The sequence below is a fragment of the Pseudooceanicola aquaeponti genome, from assembly GCF_050897975.1.
Lineage (GTDB): Bacteria > Pseudomonadota > Alphaproteobacteria > Rhodobacterales > Rhodobacteraceae > Pseudooceanicola.
Map to the genome: position 1 here is coordinate 315,385 of NZ_JBPAXY010000005.1, position 16,486 is coordinate 331,870.

At 68.0% G+C, this 16,486-nt stretch carries 15 protein-coding genes; 5 read left to right on the forward strand and 10 right to left on the reverse strand.

The window, feature by feature from the left end; all coding sequences use genetic code 11:
- Window positions 1–98 precede the first annotated feature (98 nt).
- From ACRARE_RS14000 to ACRARE_RS14020, 5 genes are all read left to right on the forward strand, one after another.
- Window positions 99–1,073: a phosphoadenosine phosphosulfate reductase gene (locus ACRARE_RS14000; RefSeq protein ID WP_432657065.1), complete on the forward strand. Its 975-nt coding sequence runs from the start codon at window positions 99–101 to the stop codon at window positions 1,071–1,073.
- 40 nt (window positions 1,074–1,113) lie between these two features.
- Window positions 1,114–2,166 carry a dihydroorotase gene (gene pyrC / locus ACRARE_RS14005; protein ID WP_432657066.1) on the forward strand — a complete coding sequence of 351 codons (1,053 nt, stop codon included), beginning with the start codon at window positions 1,114–1,116 and terminating at the stop codon, window positions 2,164–2,166.
- Window positions 2,167–2,277: 111 nt separating this feature from the next.
- Window positions 2,278–2,955: an orotate phosphoribosyltransferase gene (locus ACRARE_RS14010; protein ID WP_432657067.1), complete on the forward strand. Its 678-nt coding sequence runs from the start codon at window positions 2,278–2,280 to the stop codon at window positions 2,953–2,955.
- Between the two features lie 375 nt (window positions 2,956–3,330).
- On the forward strand, window positions 3,331–4,815 hold the full coding sequence (locus ACRARE_RS14015) for a replicative DNA helicase (RefSeq protein ID WP_432657068.1): 1,485 nt from the start codon (window positions 3,331–3,333) through the stop codon (window positions 4,813–4,815).
- Between the two features lie 355 nt (window positions 4,816–5,170).
- Window positions 5,171–6,010 (forward strand): DUF1194 domain-containing protein, encoded by an 840-nt coding sequence (locus ACRARE_RS14020; RefSeq protein WP_432657069.1) that lies wholly within the window; start codon window positions 5,171–5,173, stop codon window positions 6,008–6,010.
- A gap of 150 nt (window positions 6,011–6,160) precedes the next feature.
- Here ACRARE_RS14020 and ACRARE_RS14025 read toward each other — a convergent pair whose 3' ends face one another.
- The 10 genes from ACRARE_RS14025 to ACRARE_RS14070 all read right to left on the reverse strand — a co-directional run bounded on the left by ACRARE_RS14025 (window position 6,161) and on the right by ACRARE_RS14070 (window position 16,431).
- The gene (locus tag ACRARE_RS14025; RefSeq protein ID WP_432657070.1) at window positions 6,161–6,370 is read right to left on the reverse strand and encodes a YgaP family membrane protein; all 210 of its coding nucleotides are present in this window, start codon (window positions 6,368–6,370) and stop codon (window positions 6,161–6,163) included.
- Between the two features lie 97 nt (window positions 6,371–6,467).
- Window positions 6,468–7,178: a Crp/Fnr family transcriptional regulator gene (locus ACRARE_RS14030; RefSeq protein ID WP_432657071.1), complete on the reverse strand. Its 711-nt coding sequence runs from the start codon at window positions 7,176–7,178 to the stop codon at window positions 6,468–6,470.
- Between the two features lie 7 nt (window positions 7,179–7,185).
- Entirely contained in the window at window positions 7,186–8,154 is a 969-nt protein-coding gene (locus tag ACRARE_RS14035) for an SLAC1 anion channel family protein (RefSeq protein ID WP_432657072.1), read from the reverse strand.
- A complete protein-coding gene (locus ACRARE_RS14040; RefSeq protein WP_432657073.1) occupies window positions 8,151–8,507 on the reverse strand; it encodes a DUF5368 domain-containing protein in 357 nt (118 codons plus the stop codon). Before ACRARE_RS14040 ends, ACRARE_RS14035 begins: the two co-directional genes overlap by 4 nt.
- Before the next feature lie 12 nt (window positions 8,508–8,519).
- On the reverse strand, window positions 8,520–9,821 hold the full coding sequence (locus ACRARE_RS14045; RefSeq protein ID WP_432657074.1) for an NAD(P)/FAD-dependent oxidoreductase: 1,302 nt from the start codon (window positions 9,819–9,821) through the stop codon (window positions 8,520–8,522).
- Between the two features lie 117 nt (window positions 9,822–9,938).
- Window positions 9,939–10,067, reverse strand: a complete 129-nt coding sequence (cydX, locus tag ACRARE_RS14050) for a cytochrome bd-I oxidase subunit CydX (protein ID WP_432657075.1) — start codon at window positions 10,065–10,067, stop codon at window positions 9,939–9,941.
- Between the two features lie 19 nt (window positions 10,068–10,086).
- Window positions 10,087–11,247, reverse strand: coding sequence for a cytochrome d ubiquinol oxidase subunit II (gene cydB, locus ACRARE_RS14055; RefSeq protein WP_432657076.1), 1,161 nt, complete (start codon window positions 11,245–11,247; stop codon window positions 10,087–10,089).
- Between the two features lie 5 nt (window positions 11,248–11,252).
- Window positions 11,253–12,851 carry a cytochrome ubiquinol oxidase subunit I gene (locus ACRARE_RS14060; protein ID WP_432657077.1) on the reverse strand — a complete coding sequence of 533 codons (1,599 nt, stop codon included), beginning with the start codon at window positions 12,849–12,851 and terminating at the stop codon, window positions 11,253–11,255.
- A 188-nt stretch (window positions 12,852–13,039) separates the two neighbouring features.
- A complete protein-coding gene (locus tag ACRARE_RS14065; RefSeq protein ID WP_432657078.1) occupies window positions 13,040–14,650 on the reverse strand; it encodes an amino acid ABC transporter ATP-binding/permease protein in 1,611 nt (536 codons plus the stop codon).
- A complete protein-coding gene (locus tag ACRARE_RS14070) occupies window positions 14,647–16,431 on the reverse strand; it encodes an ABC transporter ATP-binding protein/permease (protein WP_432657079.1) in 1,785 nt (594 codons plus the stop codon). Before ACRARE_RS14070 ends, ACRARE_RS14065 begins: the two co-directional genes overlap by 4 nt.
- Window positions 16,432–16,486: the final 55 nt, after the last annotated feature.

Consider the following 16,486-nt stretch of genomic DNA (forward strand, 5'->3'; position numbering starts at 1 on the left):
CTTCCCCTCGGGGCCAAAATATCTCAATTTCGCCCGAATCCCCGCCTAGAATCGGATCCCAGACGCGGCCCCGTTCGCCGCCGAGTGTCAGAGGTTTCATGTCCGCCCAGATCACCGCCGTAAAGACCGAAGGTCTCTCGGTCTCCCTTCAGGGGCTGGGCAAGGCCGACTGGCTGAGCCGGCTGGCCGGCATCGCCACCTCGCGCGGCGGCTTTCGCCAGCTTGGCAAGCGCCACTTTGCCGCCTTCATCTCGGCCGGGCCGACCCTGCTGGTCACCTTCGAGACCCAGGCGGGCATCCAGGGTTTGACCGAAGAGGCTCAGCCCCTGGGCTGGCGACTGGTGCGCGAGGCGGGCTGGTCGAACCTGTGCCTGGCCTCGGACGGCGACACCTGGTTCCGCGACGCAGACGTCTATGCCTATTTCGACGACCTGGTCGACCGGGGCTTTTTCGAAGAGTTCGACCGGGTGATTTTCTACGGCGCCGGGCCCTGCGCCTATGCCGCCTGCGCCTTTTCGGTGGCTGCACCGGGCGCGCGGGTGCTGGCGGTGCAGCCCCAGGCGACGCTGGACCCGGCGATGACGGAATGGGACGAGCGGTTCCGCGAGATGCGGCGGCTGGATTTCACCTCGCGCTATGGCTATGCGCCCGACATGCTGGACGCCGCCGACCGCGCCTTTGTCCTTTACGACCCGATGGACCGGCTGGACGGGATGCACGCCGCCCTCTTCGCCCGGCCCAATGTCACCCTGCTGCGGCTGCGCAACATGGGCGGCGCGCTGCAAGGGGCGCTGCTGCGCATGGGAATGCTGCACACGCTGCTGCGCCTGGTGGGCACCGACCGGCTGGACCGACAAAGCTTTGCCACGCTCTATCGTCGCCGCCGCCGCTATCCGCCCTATCTGCGCAATCTGCTGAACCTGCTCGAGATCGAAGAGCGCGAGCCGCTGATCCAGGCGCTGTGCCGCAACGTGACCGAGCGGATGAACCTGCCGCGCTTCCGCCGCCGGTTGCGGCGCGTGCCCGGGCAAACGGGCGAGAGGCCCGAGCAGGCCAGCTGGGCCGACGACTAACATCTGGCGCCAGCGCCCGGCATGTCGTAAAGCCGGGGCCATGACCCAGAGCCTTACGATCCGCCGCCCCGACGACTGGCACCTGCATCTGCGCGACGGCGAGATGCTGAAGGCCGTCCTGCCAGAGACCGCGCGCCACTTCGGCCGCGCCATCATCATGCCGAACCTGGTGCCCCCGGTGGTCACCGGCGCCAAGGCCGCCGCCTATCGCGACCGGATCCTGGCCGCCCTGCCCGAGGGCATGAGTTTCGAGCCGCTGATGACCCTCTACCTGACCGAGGATACCGACCCCGAGGACGTGGCCGCCGCGGCCTCCTCTGGCCTGGTGAAGGCGGTGAAACTGTATCCGGCGGGGGCCACGACCAACTCGGCCTCGGGCGTGACCGATTTCCGCAAGGTGGTGCCGGTGCTGGAACGCATGGCCGAGATCGGCCTGCCCCTTTGCACCCATGGCGAGGTGACCACCCCCGAGGTCGACATCTTCGACCGCGAGGCGGTGTTCATCGAGACCATGCTGGACCCGCTGCGGAAAGAGATCCCGGAACTGCGCGTGGTGATGGAACATATCACCACCTCCGAGGCCGCCGATTACGTGCGCTCTGCCGAGGCGGGCCTGGGCGCCACGATCACCACGCATCACCTGGTGATCAACCGCAACCACATCCTGGTGGGCGGCATCAAGCCGCATTACTACTGCCTGCCGGTGGCCAAACGCGCCACCCATCAGCAGGCGCTGCGCGTCGCCGCCACCTCCGGTGATCCGCGCTTTTTCCTGGGCACCGACAGCGCGCCCCATGTGGATCCGGCCAAGGAATGCGGCTGCGGCTGCGCGGGCTGTTTCACCGCCACCAACACCATGGCGATCCTGGCCCATGTCTTCGAGGAGGAAGACGCGCTGGACAAGCTGGAGGGCTTCACCTCGCTGAACGGTCCGGCCTTCTACCGCCTGGCGCCGAACCCCGGCACCCTGACGCTGGAGCGTTCGCCCATTGACTATCCCGCCAAGATCGAGACCAAGGCCGGCGGCCCGGTCACCGTCTTCGATCCCGGTTTCACCCCCGCTTGGCACGTCAGCGCGGTCAGCGCCGAGTAGCGGGCAAAGGCCCTGATCCTTTTCGGGACGCCCTGCGGGCGCGTCCCGAGCCTCCGGCGGGAGTATTTTTGGCTGCCGGATGAACATGAGCGCAACGAGAGGACCCCGACGATGATCCCCAGTTCCTACCCGTCGAAAGAAGAGATCGCGCGCCTGACGGCCGGAATGCTTCTGGATATCAAGGCGGTGGATTTCAACACCGAGACGCCCTTCACCCTGGCATCGGGCCTACCCTCGCCCTCCTACGTGGATTGCCGCAAGCTGATTTCTTTCCCGCGCATCCGCTCGGCCCTGATGGATTTCATGGCCTGCACGGTGATGCGCAACGCGGGTCTTGAGGCCTTCGACAATATCGCGGGCGGTGAAACGGCGGGCATCCCCTTCTCGGCCCTGGTGGCCGAACGCCTGGCCCTGCCGATGACCTATGTGCGCAAGAAGCCCAAGGGCTATGGCCGGAACGCCCGCATCGAGGGGGTGATGACCGAGGGTCAGCGGGTGCTGCTGGTCGAGGATCTGACCACCGACGGCGGATCGAAGCTGTCCTTCGTGGATGCGATCCGCGAGACCGGCGCCAGCTGTGCCCATACGGCGGTGATCTTCTACTACGACATCTTCGAGGGCACGACCGAACGTCTGGCCGAGCATGGCGTGACCCTGCATCACCTGTGCACCTGGTGGGACGTGCTGGCCGAGGCCCGCGCGCGCGGGGCCTTTGACGCCGCCACCCTGGACGAGGTCGAAGAGTTCCTGAAGGCGCCGCGCGCCTGGCAGGAGGCCCGCAAGGGCTGAGCCGCGACTCGGCCCGGTGCGGCGCGAAAGCCATCAGCGGCCCCTGCGGGGGCCGTTGCCGTTTTTGCGGGCGGTTTCCCGCCACCCGCCCGGGGGCTGCGCGCGCTACGCACAAGGCCTTTCGCGAAATGAGGTGGGGATGGATGCAAGCAACCACCGCATGTGGTAGGCTTGGATCATGCACAGCTTATCCACAGGATATCCCGATTGTCTCGGACCGGCCGATGCGGCTAAGACCCCTGTCCACGGGGGACGATCCGGCGGCACAGTCCGGACGGCCGAGGCAGGTCCGTCCCGCGGCTGGCGCCGGGGCGATCCCGAGGGTGGCCGCGGGATCGCGCAGATCCCGAACACTGGGCAGATCCGGGGACAGGCATGAACGAGATCACCACTTTCAACGCGACCGGCGAGGATGCCGAACTGTCCAAGGCCCTGCCCCATTCGGTGGAGGCCGAACAGCAGCTTCTGGGCGCGATCCTGACCAACAACGATGTCTACGACCGCGTGGCGCAGATCATCAACGCCACCCATTTCTACGACCCGGTCCATGCCCGCATCTACGAGATCGCGGCAGCGCGGATCGCCAAGAACCAGCTGGCCTCGCCGGTGACGCTGAAGGCCTTTCTGGGCGATGACGAGGGGCTCAAGGAACTGGGCGGCCCGGCCTATCTGGCCAAACTCGCAGGCGCGGCCGTCTCGTCCTACGCGGTGCGCGACTATGCGCAGATGATCTATGACCTGGCGATCCGGCGCGAGCTGATCCGCCTGGGCCGCGACATTTCCGACGGCGCCGCCAAGGTCGATGTGGACAACGATCCGAAGGAACAGATCGTTCAGGCGGAACAGAAGCTTTACAAGCTGTCGGAACAGGGCACCTCGGAATCGGGCTTTGTCTCCTTCCTGAAGGCGGTGACCGATGCGGTGAACGTGGCCAATGCCGCCTATCAGCGCGAGGGCGGTCTGGCCGGTGTCTCGACCGGGCTGATCGACATGGACCGCAAGCTGGGCGGCCTGCACCCCTCTGACCTGCTGATCCTGGCCGGGCGCCCCTCGATGGGGAAAACCTCGCTGGCGACCAACATCGCCTTCAACGTCGCCAAGGCCTACAAGCGCGGCCAGCGCCACGATGGCACCATCGGCGCGGTCGAAGGCGGTGTGGTCGGCTTCTACTCTCTGGAGATGTCGGCGGAACAGCTGGCGGCGCGGATCCTGTCGGAAGCCGCCGAAGTGCCCTCGGAACAGATCCGCAAGGGCGACATGACCGAGGAAGAGTTCCGCCGTTTCGTCGAGGCCGCCAAGTCGCTGGAGGCCTGCCCGCTTTATATCGACGACACCCCCGCCCTGCCGATCGCCCAGCTGGCGGCGCGGGCGCGGCGCCTGAAGCGGACCCATGGCCTGGACCTCTTGATCATCGACTACCTGCAACTGTGTCGCGGCACCGCCGACAACCGGGTGCAGGAGATCGCCGAGATCTCGATGGGCATGAAGGCCATCGCGAAAGAGCTGAACATCCCCGTCATCGCCCTGTCGCAGCTGAGCCGGACGGTGGAAAGCCGCGACGACAAGCGGCCGCAGCTGTCGGACCTGCGGGAATCGGGCTCGATCGAACAGGACGCCGACGTGGTGATGTTCGTGTTCCGCGAGGAATATTACGTCGAACGCGAGAAGCCTTCGGATGACCGGCTGGACGAAATGGCCGCCTGGCAAGAGCGGATGGAGCGCCTGCACGGCAAGGCCGAGGTGATCATCGGCAAGCAGCGTCACGGGCCGATCGGCACGGTCGAGCTGTCCTTCGAGGGCCGCTTCACCCGCTTCGGCAACCTGGTGAAACCCTGGCAGAACGACCAGGGCGGCTACTGATCACTGATCCGGGCCGCGCCACCGCGCGCCCAAAGGTTTGATCTTCGGGACAAAGACCGGCTTTCGGGCGGCGCCTTCGGGCGCGCGCCCAGGCCGGGCCCAGCCCCTCGCGCGGCACCACGCCCGCGGGGCGATTTCGCACGCGCAGCATTCAGATATAACTTGATTGTTCAAGGAATGTGATTTGAGTCGCGCCCGAAAATATGGACAATTGTCGAAAGACCGCAGGGCACAAGCTATCGTTAAGGCCCATTAGCTAGTTTCTTGCGCATCTCACGCGGCAGTTACCGTTCACACATGCTGCAACGCAGCACTGACGCTGGACAGGACGGCCAAAGCCACCGGACAGTTTGTCATGCGCCTGTTACATCTCCTCTCCCTCCTTCTTCTTCCCGCCCCGGCGCTGGCCGACGGCGCCGATCTTTTCGCCTATGACCCCACCCTGGTAGAGGTCGACGTGGAACTGGCGCTGATGGTCGACGTGTCGCGCTCGATGACCGCGAACGAGCTGGACATCCAGCGGCGCGGCTATGCGGCGGCGCTGACCTCGGAGGCGGTGCTGGGGGTGATCGGCGACGGGTTCCTGGGGCGGATCGCGGTGACCTATGTGGAATGGGCCGGGCCCGGCTCGCACCGGGTGGTGGTCGACTGGACCACGATCGGTGATGCCGAGGAGGCCGCCTGGGTGGCCGGTCTGCTGATGCAGGCGCGCCCCGTGGGGATGCAGCGCACCTCGATCTCCTCGGCGCTGGATTACGCCGCCGACACGCTGCACACCAATGGCTTTCAGGGGCTGCGCCGGGTGGTCGACATCTCGGGCGACGGGCCGAACAATTCGGGCGATCCGGTGGTGCCCGCCCGCGACCGGCTGCTGGCGCGGGGGGTGACGATCAACGGCCTGCCGCTGATGACCGCCGAAGGGGTCGGCTCGCGCTGGTCGATGGACGATCTGGACGCCTATTACCGCGACTGCGTGATCGGCGGCCAGGGCGCCTTCATGATCCCGGTGCGCAGCTGGGACGAGTTCGCCGATGCGGTGCGCCGCAAGATCGTGCTGGAGATCGCCGCCGCCCGGCCCCGGGTGATCCCCGCCAGCACCGTCTTGACCCGCCCCGCCGCCGGGCGCAGCCCCGCCGCCGATTGCCTGGCGGGCGAAAAGACCTGGGAACGCTTCCGCAATCAGTGGGAGCCGTGATCCCAGCCCCCCTTCCTCTTCTCCCAACCTGGCCGCCCTTCGGGGCGGCCTTTTCTGTGCCCGGGTCGGATACGACGAAGGGCCGGACATGACGTCCGGCCCTTTTCGTCTTTTGCGGCGCGGCCCCAGGCTGGGGCCAGGGCCGATCCCTTAGCAGTCCTTGCAGGTCTTCAGGCCGACAAGGCTGTAAAGCGGGCAGTTGCCGACCAGGGCGGTCACCACCATGACGACGGCCACGATCAGCGCCAGCCAGTGCAGCAGGCCAGCGGCGGCCACGGCGCTGCCGAAGGCCAGGTAGACCAGCACCGCGGCGATCACCAGACGCAGGATGCGGTCGAGTTTTCCCATGTTCACGGACATATCGAACTCCTTTCCGGAATGTCTAAGGCGCCAGAGTGCCACAAATGCCGCCCCGCGCACGGTGACAAGGTCACCAAACACAGGGCAAAGGCGGCCCCTAGCGCTCGCCGCCGCGCGCCAGCCGGTCCAGGGCCTCGCGGTCCAGCAGACAGACCGCGCCGCGCGCCTGTTTCACCAGGCCGCGTTTCTGGAAATCCGACAACAGGCGGCTGATCACCTCGCGCGCGGTGCCCAGTTCGGTGCCCAGCACCTGGTGGGTGGCATGGACCACCCCGTCGGCATCGGCCAGTTCGATCAGCCGCCCCGCCAGGCGCACATCCAGCCGCTGAAAGACGATGTCGTCGATCAGGGTGAACAGGTCGGTGATGCGGCGCGCATAGGCGCGAAAGACAAACTCGCGGAAGACCTTGCTTTCGGCCACCAGCGTGTCGAAGGTGCCGCGCGGGATCTCGGCGGCCAGAACCGGCGTCTCGGCCACGCCGGTGGTGGCGTAATCCTCGAAGGCCAGCATACAGGCGGTGGTCAGCACGCAGCTTTCGCCCGCGTTGACCCGGTAAAGGAAGACCTCGCGCCCCTGGTCCGAGCTTTGCTGCACCCGCACCGTGCCCGACAGCAGCAAAAGCAGGCGGTCGGCCTCCTGCCCCGGTTCGAACAGCACCGCGCCCTCGGGAAAGCGGCGGACGCGGCTGCCGCGCGACAGGCGGGTGCGGGTCTCTTCGGGCAGGGATTTCAGCCCGTTGAACCGGTCGATCCAATTGGTCAGGCTGGCCTCGTCGGCCTCGGCGTCGGGATTGGCTATCTGGCTCATCTCCGTCTTACTCCGGTACACAGATCTGATGGGCGGCGGCGGCCCGCGCGGTGCGCAGGATCAGCGCCAGGATCGTCACCACCAGCGCTGCCAGCAGGACATAGCCCAGCCCCTGATGGAAGCCCGAGCCGGTCAGCGCGGCAAAGCGGAAACTGGCCGTGGTGATCGCCGCCAGCGGGAAGGACAGCGCCCAGAAGCTGAGCGCGAAGGGCAGTTTCAGCAGCGCGGGGATCTGGATCGCCACCAGGGCGGCGAAGAAATAGCCCGCGTTCAGCAGGATCCGCGCCATGGCGTCCAACTGGCCGCCGTGCAGTTGCACCCAGGCCAGAAAGCCCACGGCGGGCGGAGCCACCAGGATCACCAGCGTCGGGCGCAGCTTGCCCGGCAGCGGGTCGTGAAAGATCAGCCGGTTGAAGACCAGCGTCAGCAGCACGACCCAAAAGAGGATCCCCACGGCGAAGAAATACCAGCTGAGTTCCACATAGCCGAGCGGCACCCCCGCCAGCGGCGCGATGACATTGCCCACGGCCGGAATGAACCAGGCGGGCGACAGCTGGCCGGGGCCAAAGGCCCGGGCCGAGATCCAGGCCGAGATGACCACCAGCGTCAGCACCGCCTGCACCGCCACGCCGACCAGCCAGACGCCCTCTGCCGCGCCGGGCGAGACCTCGCGCAGGAAGGTGGCCAGCAGGATCAGCGAGATCGAGGTGGCCGGAAAGAAGGCCAGCCGCACCGGGTGGTGCCATTCGGCCTTCAGCGCGTCCCAGTGCAGCAGGGCCTTGGCCGCCAGGGCCAGGGCCAGCGCGGCAAAGACCACCAGCGCCCCCAGGCCCACCCAATGGGCGGGGGCGGCAAAGCCGCCTGCGTGCAGGGCCAGGGCCAGACCGAACAGGCCCATGGACATACCGAAGAAGGAGATCGGGAAATGCTCCAGCCGCGAGTGTTGCGGCGCGGGGCTGCTGGTGGTCTCGCTCATTCCTCGTCCCTCCGTCCGGTCAGCAGGGATTGCGCGGTATAGACCAGGATCGCCATGCCGATGGCGCCCAGAACGGCCACACCCAGCAGGACGATCAGGTCGATCGGCCCGCCGATATCCTCGAACCCGGAATGGGTCATCGCCTGGACGAAGATCACCGCCGCCACGGCGCCCACGGGCATGGACAGCTGCGCCAGCAGGAACTTGCGCCAGCTGACCGCGCGGTCGCGGATCAGCACGTAGAGATAGGCCAGCGTCACCACGGCGGCGACGGCGACCATGACCCAGAAAAGCCCGCGTCCGAAGATCTCTTCGAAGACGGCGATCAGGGTGCTGAACGTCATATCCTTCATGTCGTGTCCTCCTCAGGCGCGGCCGCGCAGCATGGCGTTATAGGTGGCCTTCAACGCGACTTCCTTCATCAGCCAGCTGATCCACAGCTCTTCCAGGGGTGCGATGACACCGGGGAAGCTGGGGGTCAGGTTGTTGTGATAGTCGAACTCGACCAGCATGGCCCGACCGACGCGGGTGATCATCGGGCAAGAGGTGTAGCCGTCGTAGTAACCGGTGCCCTCCTTGCCTTCGATGGCGGCGACCAGGTGATCCTCGACCACCGGCACCTGCCATTTGACGCTCGCCGCCGTCTTGCCCTTGGGCACGCCCGCCACATCGCCCAGGGCGAAGATATCGGGGTAACGCAGGTGGCGCAGGTTATGCATGTCGACCTCGGCCCAGCCCTGATCAACCCATTTGTCAGCCCAGGCGAGGCCCGATTGCACCACGAAATCCGGCGCGCGTTGCGGCGGGATGACGTGCAGATAGTCGTAATCGCGTTCCTCCAGCCCGGTTTCGGTGCGGAAGGTGGCGCGTTTGGCGCCCGGCTCGACCGAGACCAGCGTCGATTGCATCATCGTGTCGATGCCGCGATCCTCGAAGAGCATCCGCACCTTCTCGGCCACGATCGGCACGCCAAAGAGGCTGCCCTGGGGCGCGGCATAGACCACCTCGCGGCCGGTGCCGTTGCGCTTGGCGATGTCGTCGATCAGGAAGGTGTGCTTCAGCGGCGCACCGGCGCATTTCATCTCGGTCGCGGGGCGGGTGAAGATCCCCACGCCGCCTTCCTCGGTGAACCGGCCCGCGGCCTGCCAGGTCTTGGCGGCGTATTCGGGCCCGGCGTAGAGGGCGCCGATGCCGTCGCGGCCCACCAGATCCAGCGAGAAGCCCTCGATCGCGTCATGGTCCAGCACCAGGCCCGGCGCCACGACCAGCCAGTCGTACTCCAGAACCTCGCCGCGTTCGGTGGCCACGGTCTTGGCCTCGGGATCGACGGCGGCGACCCGGTCGGGCACCAGCTCGACCCCGTCGGGCAGCCAGTCGGTGGTCTTCGACACCACGTAGTCGGCCGGTTTCAGACCCGTCGCCACCAGCGACAGGCCGGGCTGGTACAGGTGGTCGCGGCGCGGGTCGATCAGGGTGATCTTCGCGCCTTCCAGCCGTCGCACCAGGCGGTTGGCCAGGGCGGTGCCGGCGGCCCCTGCCCCGATGATGACGATCCGGGCATTGGTCGACACCGGATCGGGCTGCGGCGCGGCGCTTGCGGCCTGGGCCCCCAGCCCGGCGGTCGCCCCAAGCGCCGCCAGTTTCAGGAAATCTCTGCGGTCTACCATACCGACCCCTCCTCCTTCCAAAAGGGACAGGGCCGTCTGCGCGGCCCCCGTCCAGTCAATGAGATGTGCCCCGGCCGACCCCGTCCCCACGGGGGATGCCGGCCGGGGCGGTTCGCGTCAGCGGCCCGCGGCCTCGTCATGTTCGTCGGCCAGACGGCGGTCGCGCTGCATTTCCAGCCACATGGCGTTCATCACGGCGAAGATGGCGGCCAGCGGAAGGCCCAGAAGCCAGGCAAAATACCACATTTGATCTGTTCCTTTCGTGTCAGTAGCTGTGCGACGGGCCGGTCACGTCATCTTCGGTCACCTTGCCCCAGAGGACTTTGTAGACCCAGGCGGTATAGGCCAGGATCAGCGGCATGAAGATCAGCGCGCAGACCAGCATGATGAACAGCGTGCGGTGCGAGGACGAGGCGTCCCAGACGGTCAGCGACGAGTTCGGATCCACCGTGGACGGCAGGATGAAGGGGAACATCGTCAGCCCGACCGAGCTGATGACACCCAGGATCCCCAGCTTCGAGAAGAGCAGGGTCGAGACCTCGCGCTGCGACCGCAGGCCCAGCACCGCCAGCACCATGCCAAGGAAGCCAAGCGCGGGCGCGATGGCGATCCAGGGCCGCTCGGCATAGGCCGAAAGCCAGGAACCGCCGCGCGCGACCTCGCTGTAAAGCGGGTTCGACGGGCCATTGGCCGCCACCTCGGAGGTGATGGTAAACCCGTCCACCCCGAAGGCCAGCCAGACACCGGCCAGGGCATAGGCCACGATGGCGACGATCCCCGCGACAGACCCCATGCGACGGGCCCGGGCGTTGATCTCGCCTTCGGTCTTCAGGGCCAGCCAGGCGGCGCCATGCATCATCAGCATGGCGAAGCTGACCACGCCCGACAGGATCGCGAAGGGCCGCAGCAGACCCAGGAACTTGCCGTAGAAGGTGCCGTCATACATCGGCATCAGCAGGTCGTTCAGGTGGAAGGGCACGCCCAGCATGGCATTGCCCACGGCCACCCCGAAGAGCAGCGCCGGACCGGCCCCGCCGACGAACAGCGCCCAGTCCCAGCCCGAGCGCCAGCGCGCGCTTTCGCGTTTCGAGCGGTACTTGAACCCCACGGGCCGCAGGATGAAACAGGCCAGCACGGCGAACATCGCCAGGTAGAAGCCCGAGAAGCTGACCGCGTAAAGCGGCGGCCAGGCGGCGAAGATGGCGCCGCCGCCCAGGATGAACCACACCTGGTTGCCTTCCCAGACCGGGCCGACGGTGTTGATCACCACCCGGCGTTCCACATCGGTCTTGGCCACGAAGGGCAGCAGCGCGCCGACCCCCATGTCGAAACCGTCGGTCAGGGCAAAGCCGATCAGAAGGACGCCCAGAAGCACCCACCAGATCACCCGCAGCACGTCATAGCTGATAAGTTCGAAAAGGATCATGGTTCTTACTCCGCGGCAGCGATGGCGGGGTCGGCCTGAAGCCGGGCCGCGTGCCGCTCTTCCCAGATTTCGGTTTCCTCGACATCCTCGGTCGGGCCCTTGCGGATGTATTTGATCATCAGACCCATCTCGATGATGAAGAGGACGCTGTAGAAGGTGACGAAGCCGGCAAGCGTCAGCAGCAGGTCACCGACCGACAGGTGGCTGACCGACAGCGCGGTCGGCAGAACCCCGTCCACGGTCCAGGGCTGACGCCCGAACTCGGCCACGAACCAGCCCAGCTCGGCGGCGATCCAGGGCGCCGGGATCAGCCAGACGGCCGCGTGCAGCGCCCAGCGGGGGTAGCTTTGCCCGTAGAAGCTCGACCGGATGAAGAAGTAGGCCATCATGCCGATGAAGCCGAAGCCGAGCGCCACCATGATGCGGAAGGCCCAGAACAGCGGGAAGACGCCGGGGATGGTGTCATTGGCCGCCTGGGTGATCATCTCGGGCGTGGCGGTGCGCGGATCGTCGGTGTAGCGCATCAGGAGCATGGCAAAGCCGAGGTCCTCGGAATGCTGCTCGAAGGTGGCGCGGACATCGGCGGGGGTGGCGTCACGCTGCTCGCGGATGGTCATCAGCGCGTCATAGGCGATGATGCCGTTCTCGATGCGATCATGCGCCTCGTCGACCAGCTGGTCGATGCCGGGGATTTCCTGGGTCAGGCTGCGGGTGCCGATCAGGCCCATCACCCAGGGGATTTCCACCGCGTAATGGGTTTCACGCGCTTCCTTGTCGGGGATGCCGACCAAGGTGAAATGCGCAGGCGCTTCCTGGGTTTCCCACATGGCCTCAATGGCGGCCAGTTTCATCTTCTGGGTGTGGCTGGCGGAATAACCCGACTCGTCACCCAGCACCACGACCGACAGCGCGGCGGCCAGGCCGAAGCTGGCGGCGACGGTGATCGAGCGTTTGGCCAGGCGCGTGTGGCGCCCGCGCAGCATGTAGAAGGCCGAGACCCCCAGCACGAAGACCGAGGCGGTGACGTAACCGGCCGAGACGGTGTGCACGAACTTGGCCTGGGCCACCTCGTTGAACAGCACGTCGAAGAAGCTGGTCATCTCCATGCGCATGGTGTCGGGGTTGAACTCTGCCCCCACCGGGTTCTGCATCCAGCCGTTGGCGATCAGGATCCACAGCGCCGAGAAGTTCGAGCCCAGGGCCACCAGCCAGGCCACCACCAGGTGGGCCACCTTGCTCAGCTTGTCCCAGCCGAAGAAGAACAGACCCACGAAGGTGGCTTCCAGGAAGAAGGCCATCAGCCCTTCGATCGCCAGGGGCGCGCCGAAGATGTCACCGACGTAGTGGCTGTAATAGCTCCAGTTCATGCCGAACTGGAATTCCATGGTGATGCCGGTGGCAACACCGAGGACGAAGTTGATGCCGAACAACGTCCCCCAGAACTTGGTCATCTGGCGCCATATCGGGCGTCCGGTCATGACATAAACCGTCTCCATGATCGCGACGAGGATCGACAGACCCAGCGTCAGCGGCACGAAGAGGAAGTGGTACATGGCTGTCATCGCGAATTGCAGACGTGACAGCTCAACGATGTCGAGCTCCATTTCTGGCCTCCTTGCCTGGGAGAGCGCCGCAGGGGAGAAAATACGACTCGGCCACTCTCCAATTGCCCCGGGGATAAACCCGTCGGCGTAAACTTCTGTGTGACATCATCACCAAGGGCGGTGACTTCGTCACAATACCTACTGAAATCTCGGGTTCAGTTGTTTGACCTGAGGCAAGGAACAGGGCCTCAGGGGCGAGAAATGGTGAGTCGCCGGGTAAAGATTACGTGATCTCCGCCACGGTGCAACGTTGCCAATACGGCAGCGTCGGGAACGGCGGCGCGCAGGTTGTCCAGAACGCGGGTCGCGGTCTCCGGGTCCAGGCCCTCGGTCGGTTCGTCCAAGAGCAGCAGATCGGGCGCGCGCAGCACGCAGCGCGCCAGGGCCAGGCGGCGCGATTGCCCCCCCGACAGGCCCGCGCCCCCCTCGCCCAGCCGGGCATCCAGGCCGCCGCGCTCGCGGATCACCTGGTCCAGCGCCACCACCTCCAGCGCCTGCCACAGCGCGGCGTCGCTGGCCTCGGGGGCGGCCAGGGCCAGGTTGTCGCGGATCGTCCCGGCGATCAGGGCGCTACGCTGCGGCAGCATGGCGACCCGGGCGCGCAGGGCGTCTTCGGTCCAGTCGGCGGGGGCATGGCCCGCGATGGCGATCCCCTCGCCCGCCATCAGCCCCGCGATGCGCAGCAGCAGGGTGGTCTTGCCGACGCCCGAGGGCCCCTCCAGCGCCAGCGCCTCGCCGCGCCCCAGGGTGAACCGCGCCTCGGGCCGGTCGACGGACAAGAGCGGCGCCCCCGCCCGGCCCTCCTCGTGCCTTTCGGTTGCCGCCTCGGGCGCCTCGGCGCCGGGATCGACGCGCGAAGCGGCGTCGACCATCCGGCCCAGCTCGGCAAAGCCCCGGCGCAGGGGCAGCAGGGTTTCGGCCAGGGCCAGGGCCACGAAGATGCCGATGGCCGCGCGGGCCGGATCCAGCCCGCCCGCCTGGGCCAGCCAGCCGCCCGCCACCAGTGCCCCCGCCACCGCCAGCGCCACCAGCGCCGACAGATGGGCCCCGGCGCGCCGCTCGGCCCGGTCCAGCGTGCCCGAGGCCGCACGGGCGCGCGCGTCGCCCGCCCGCAGGCGGTCTTCGCGCGCCGCCAGCTGGCCGCCCAGGATCAGCGCCTCGCGGTCGCGGATCATGTCGATCATGCCGCGCCGCAGGGCCTGGGCCTCGCGTTCGCCGTCGCGGGACGGGGCCATGCCTGCTCGGGCCAGCCGCACCAGCACCAGCGCCGCCAGCGGCAGGTAGATCGCGGCCACGGTCAGCGCCACGGGCCAGCCCGCCAGCCAGCCCAGCATGAGGAAGACCACCGCATGGGTCACAAGCCCGGCAAAGACCGGCAGCGCCAGGCGCAGCACCAGACCGTCCAGCGCATCCACATCCGCCAGGATCCGGGTCAGCGTGGCCTCGCTGCGCAGCCGCGCCAGCGCCCGCCCCCCGGCCCGCGCCTGACGGCGCAGCAGGTCCACCCGCAGCGCCGCCAGGGCCCGCAGCGTGGCGTCATGGGTCAGCAGCCGTTCGCCATAACGCGCCGCCGTGCGGCCAAGCGCCAGAAGGCGCACCCCGGCCGAGGGTTGAAAGACGTTGAAGGCGATGCCGATCCCCGCCAGCCCGGCCATACCGGTGGCGGTGATGAACCAGCCCGAGAGGCCCAGCAGGGCCACGCCCATCAGCAGCACCGTCACCGCCAGCGCGGCACCCCGCGCCATGGCCCGGGGGCTGGCGCCCAGCAGCAGTTTCAGAACCCGCCAGATCGGTGTCATGCCGCGCCCTCCGTCAGGATCACCTGGGTCTGCATCGCCTCGGCCAGGGCCGGGTCATGGGTCGCCACGATCAGCGCCGCCCCCTGCCCCTGCAACCGTCGCAGCGCCCGGGTCACCCGGTCGGCGGTCAGCGCGTCCAGATCCGCCGTCGGCTCGTCCGCCAGCACCAGATCGGCGCCCTGTACCACCGCGCGGGCGATCATCAGCCGCCGCGCCTCGCCGCCCGAGACGCCGCCGCCGCTTTCCCCCAGCCGGGTTTGCAGACCCTCGGGCAGGCGCTCGACCACGGCGCGGGCCTCGGCCAGCTCCAGCGCGTCCCACAGCGCGACCTCATCCCGGGGTTGGCCGGCCGACAGCCAGTCGCCCAGGGCGGCATCGGGGAAATGCACCCGCTGCGGCACCAGCACCAGCCGGGCGCGCCAGGCATCGGCGCTGGCGGCGTTCAGCTCTTGCCCGCAGACCGTGATCCGGCCCTCGACCAGCGGCACCAGACCCGCCAGGGCGGCCAGGGCGGTGGATTTGCCCACCCCCGACGGCCCGACCAGCGCCAGGCTTTGCCCCGCCGCCAGATCCAGATCCGGCAGCGCCAGCGCGCGGCCCGGCAGCCCCGCCACGGCACCGCGCATCGTCACCGACAGCGGCCCCGGCAGCGGGCTTGCGGCCAGGCCCTCGCCCAGCAGGGCGAGGCGCGGGGCGGCATCCATCGCCTCCAGCTCTTCCACCACCGAGGCGCCCGAAGCCCGGTCGTGCCAGGCGGCGGCCAGGTCGCGCAGCGGCTGGAAGAACTCGGGCGCGATCAGCAGCAGAAAGATCCCCTCGTAAAGGGTCAGCCCATTGCCCCAACTGCCCCAACCGACCTCGCCCAGCAGGGTGAAGCCCACGAAAACCGCCACCATGGCCACGCCGATGGCGGCAAAGAGCTCCAGCACGGTGGAGCTGAGGAAGGCGATGCGCAGAACCGCCATGGTCTTTTCGCGCAACCGGTCGGCGCGGGTCTCGAAATCCTCAGCCGCGCGGCTGCGGGCGCCCAGCAGACGAATGTCCAGCAGGGCCGACAGCCGGTCCATCAGCATGGAGTTCATGCTGCCGATCTCATCCATCTGGCGGCGGCTGGCATCCTCGGCGGCCATGCCGACCAAGGCCATGAAGACCGGGATCAGCGGCCCGGCGACCAGCAGGACCACGCCAATGGCCCAGGAGAACCAGAAGGCCACCGCCAGATAGACCAGCGGGATGATCGAGGTGCGCAGCATGGCGACGTGGTAGCGGGTGATCCAGGGGTGCAGCAGCGGCAGCTTCTGCACCGCCAGCGCCGCGACGGCGGCAGAGCCTGCCCCACCGGGGCGGCGCGCCTCGCGTCCGATCAGCAGATCGCGTTCGCGGGCGATGGTCTGGTCCGCGGCGCGGTACAGCATCCCCCCCGCCACACGGTCAAGGCCCGCGCGGATCAGCCCGCAGGCCAGATAGATGGCGGCGGCCCAGAGGCTGCGTTCCAGCGCCAGGGCGCCGGTGGCCCAGCCCGAGACGGCCCAGGCGATGGCGGCGGCCTGCACCGGCCAGATCAGCCCCGAGGCAATGCTGAGCATCCCCGCCCGGCGCAGCAGCGGTTTCACCGGGGCGATGATCCGGGCCTGCATGGCCGCCCGGGCGGCGCGCCGGTCGGGGCGGACCTCGGGGGCGGTGTCAGCGCTGGTTTCGGCACCAGCCCCGGGCGCCCCGGCCCGCGCGGTCAGACCCTCGGCGGCGGTGTCGCGGCCCTCGATCGCTGCGCTGTCCTGCATCCGGCCTTGCCTCTTCTGCCTTGCCGGGGCACGGGGCCCCGGTCCTGCTGCTGTT

What these genes read in the sequence shown, in the direction of transcription:
- ACRARE_RS14035 (WP_432657072.1), bottom strand. Translation starts at nt 8,154, where the DNA reads ATGAGCGAGACCACCAGCAGCCCCGCGCCGCAACACTCGCGGCTGGAG.
- pyrC (WP_432657066.1), top strand. Translation starts at nt 1,114, where the DNA reads ATGACCCAGAGCCTTACGATCCGCCGCCCCGACGACTGGCACCTGCAT.
- cydB (WP_432657076.1), bottom strand. Translation starts at nt 11,247, where the DNA reads ATGATCCTTTTCGAACTTATCAGCTATGACGTGCTGCGGGTGATCTGG.
- ACRARE_RS14025 (WP_432657070.1), bottom strand. Translation starts at nt 6,370, where the DNA reads ATGTCCGTGAACATGGGAAAACTCGACCGCATCCTGCGTCTGGTGATC.
- ACRARE_RS14065 (WP_432657078.1), bottom strand. Translation starts at nt 14,650, where the DNA reads ATGACACCGATCTGGCGGGTTCTGAAACTGCTGCTGGGCGCCAGCCCC.
- ACRARE_RS14070 (WP_432657079.1), bottom strand. Translation starts at nt 16,431, where the DNA reads ATGCAGGACAGCGCAGCGATCGAGGGCCGCGACACCGCCGCCGAGGGT.
- ACRARE_RS14045 (WP_432657074.1), bottom strand. Translation starts at nt 9,821, where the DNA reads ATGGTAGACCGCAGAGATTTCCTGAAACTGGCGGCGCTTGGGGCGACC.
- ACRARE_RS14000 (WP_432657065.1), top strand. Translation starts at nt 99, where the DNA reads ATGTCCGCCCAGATCACCGCCGTAAAGACCGAAGGTCTCTCGGTCTCC.
- ACRARE_RS14020 (WP_432657069.1), top strand. Translation starts at nt 5,171, where the DNA reads ATGCGCCTGTTACATCTCCTCTCCCTCCTTCTTCTTCCCGCCCCGGCG.
- ACRARE_RS14040 (WP_432657073.1), bottom strand. Translation starts at nt 8,507, where the DNA reads ATGAAGGATATGACGTTCAGCACCCTGATCGCCGTCTTCGAAGAGATC.
- ACRARE_RS14015 (WP_432657068.1), top strand. Translation starts at nt 3,331, where the DNA reads ATGAACGAGATCACCACTTTCAACGCGACCGGCGAGGATGCCGAACTG.
- ACRARE_RS14010 (WP_432657067.1), top strand. Translation starts at nt 2,278, where the DNA reads ATGATCCCCAGTTCCTACCCGTCGAAAGAAGAGATCGCGCGCCTGACG.
- ACRARE_RS14060 (WP_432657077.1), bottom strand. Translation starts at nt 12,851, where the DNA reads ATGGAGCTCGACATCGTTGAGCTGTCACGTCTGCAATTCGCGATGACA.
- cydX (WP_432657075.1), bottom strand. Translation starts at nt 10,067, where the DNA reads ATGTGGTATTTTGCCTGGCTTCTGGGCCTTCCGCTGGCCGCCATCTTC.
- ACRARE_RS14030 (WP_432657071.1), bottom strand. Translation starts at nt 7,178, where the DNA reads ATGAGCCAGATAGCCAATCCCGACGCCGAGGCCGACGAGGCCAGCCTG.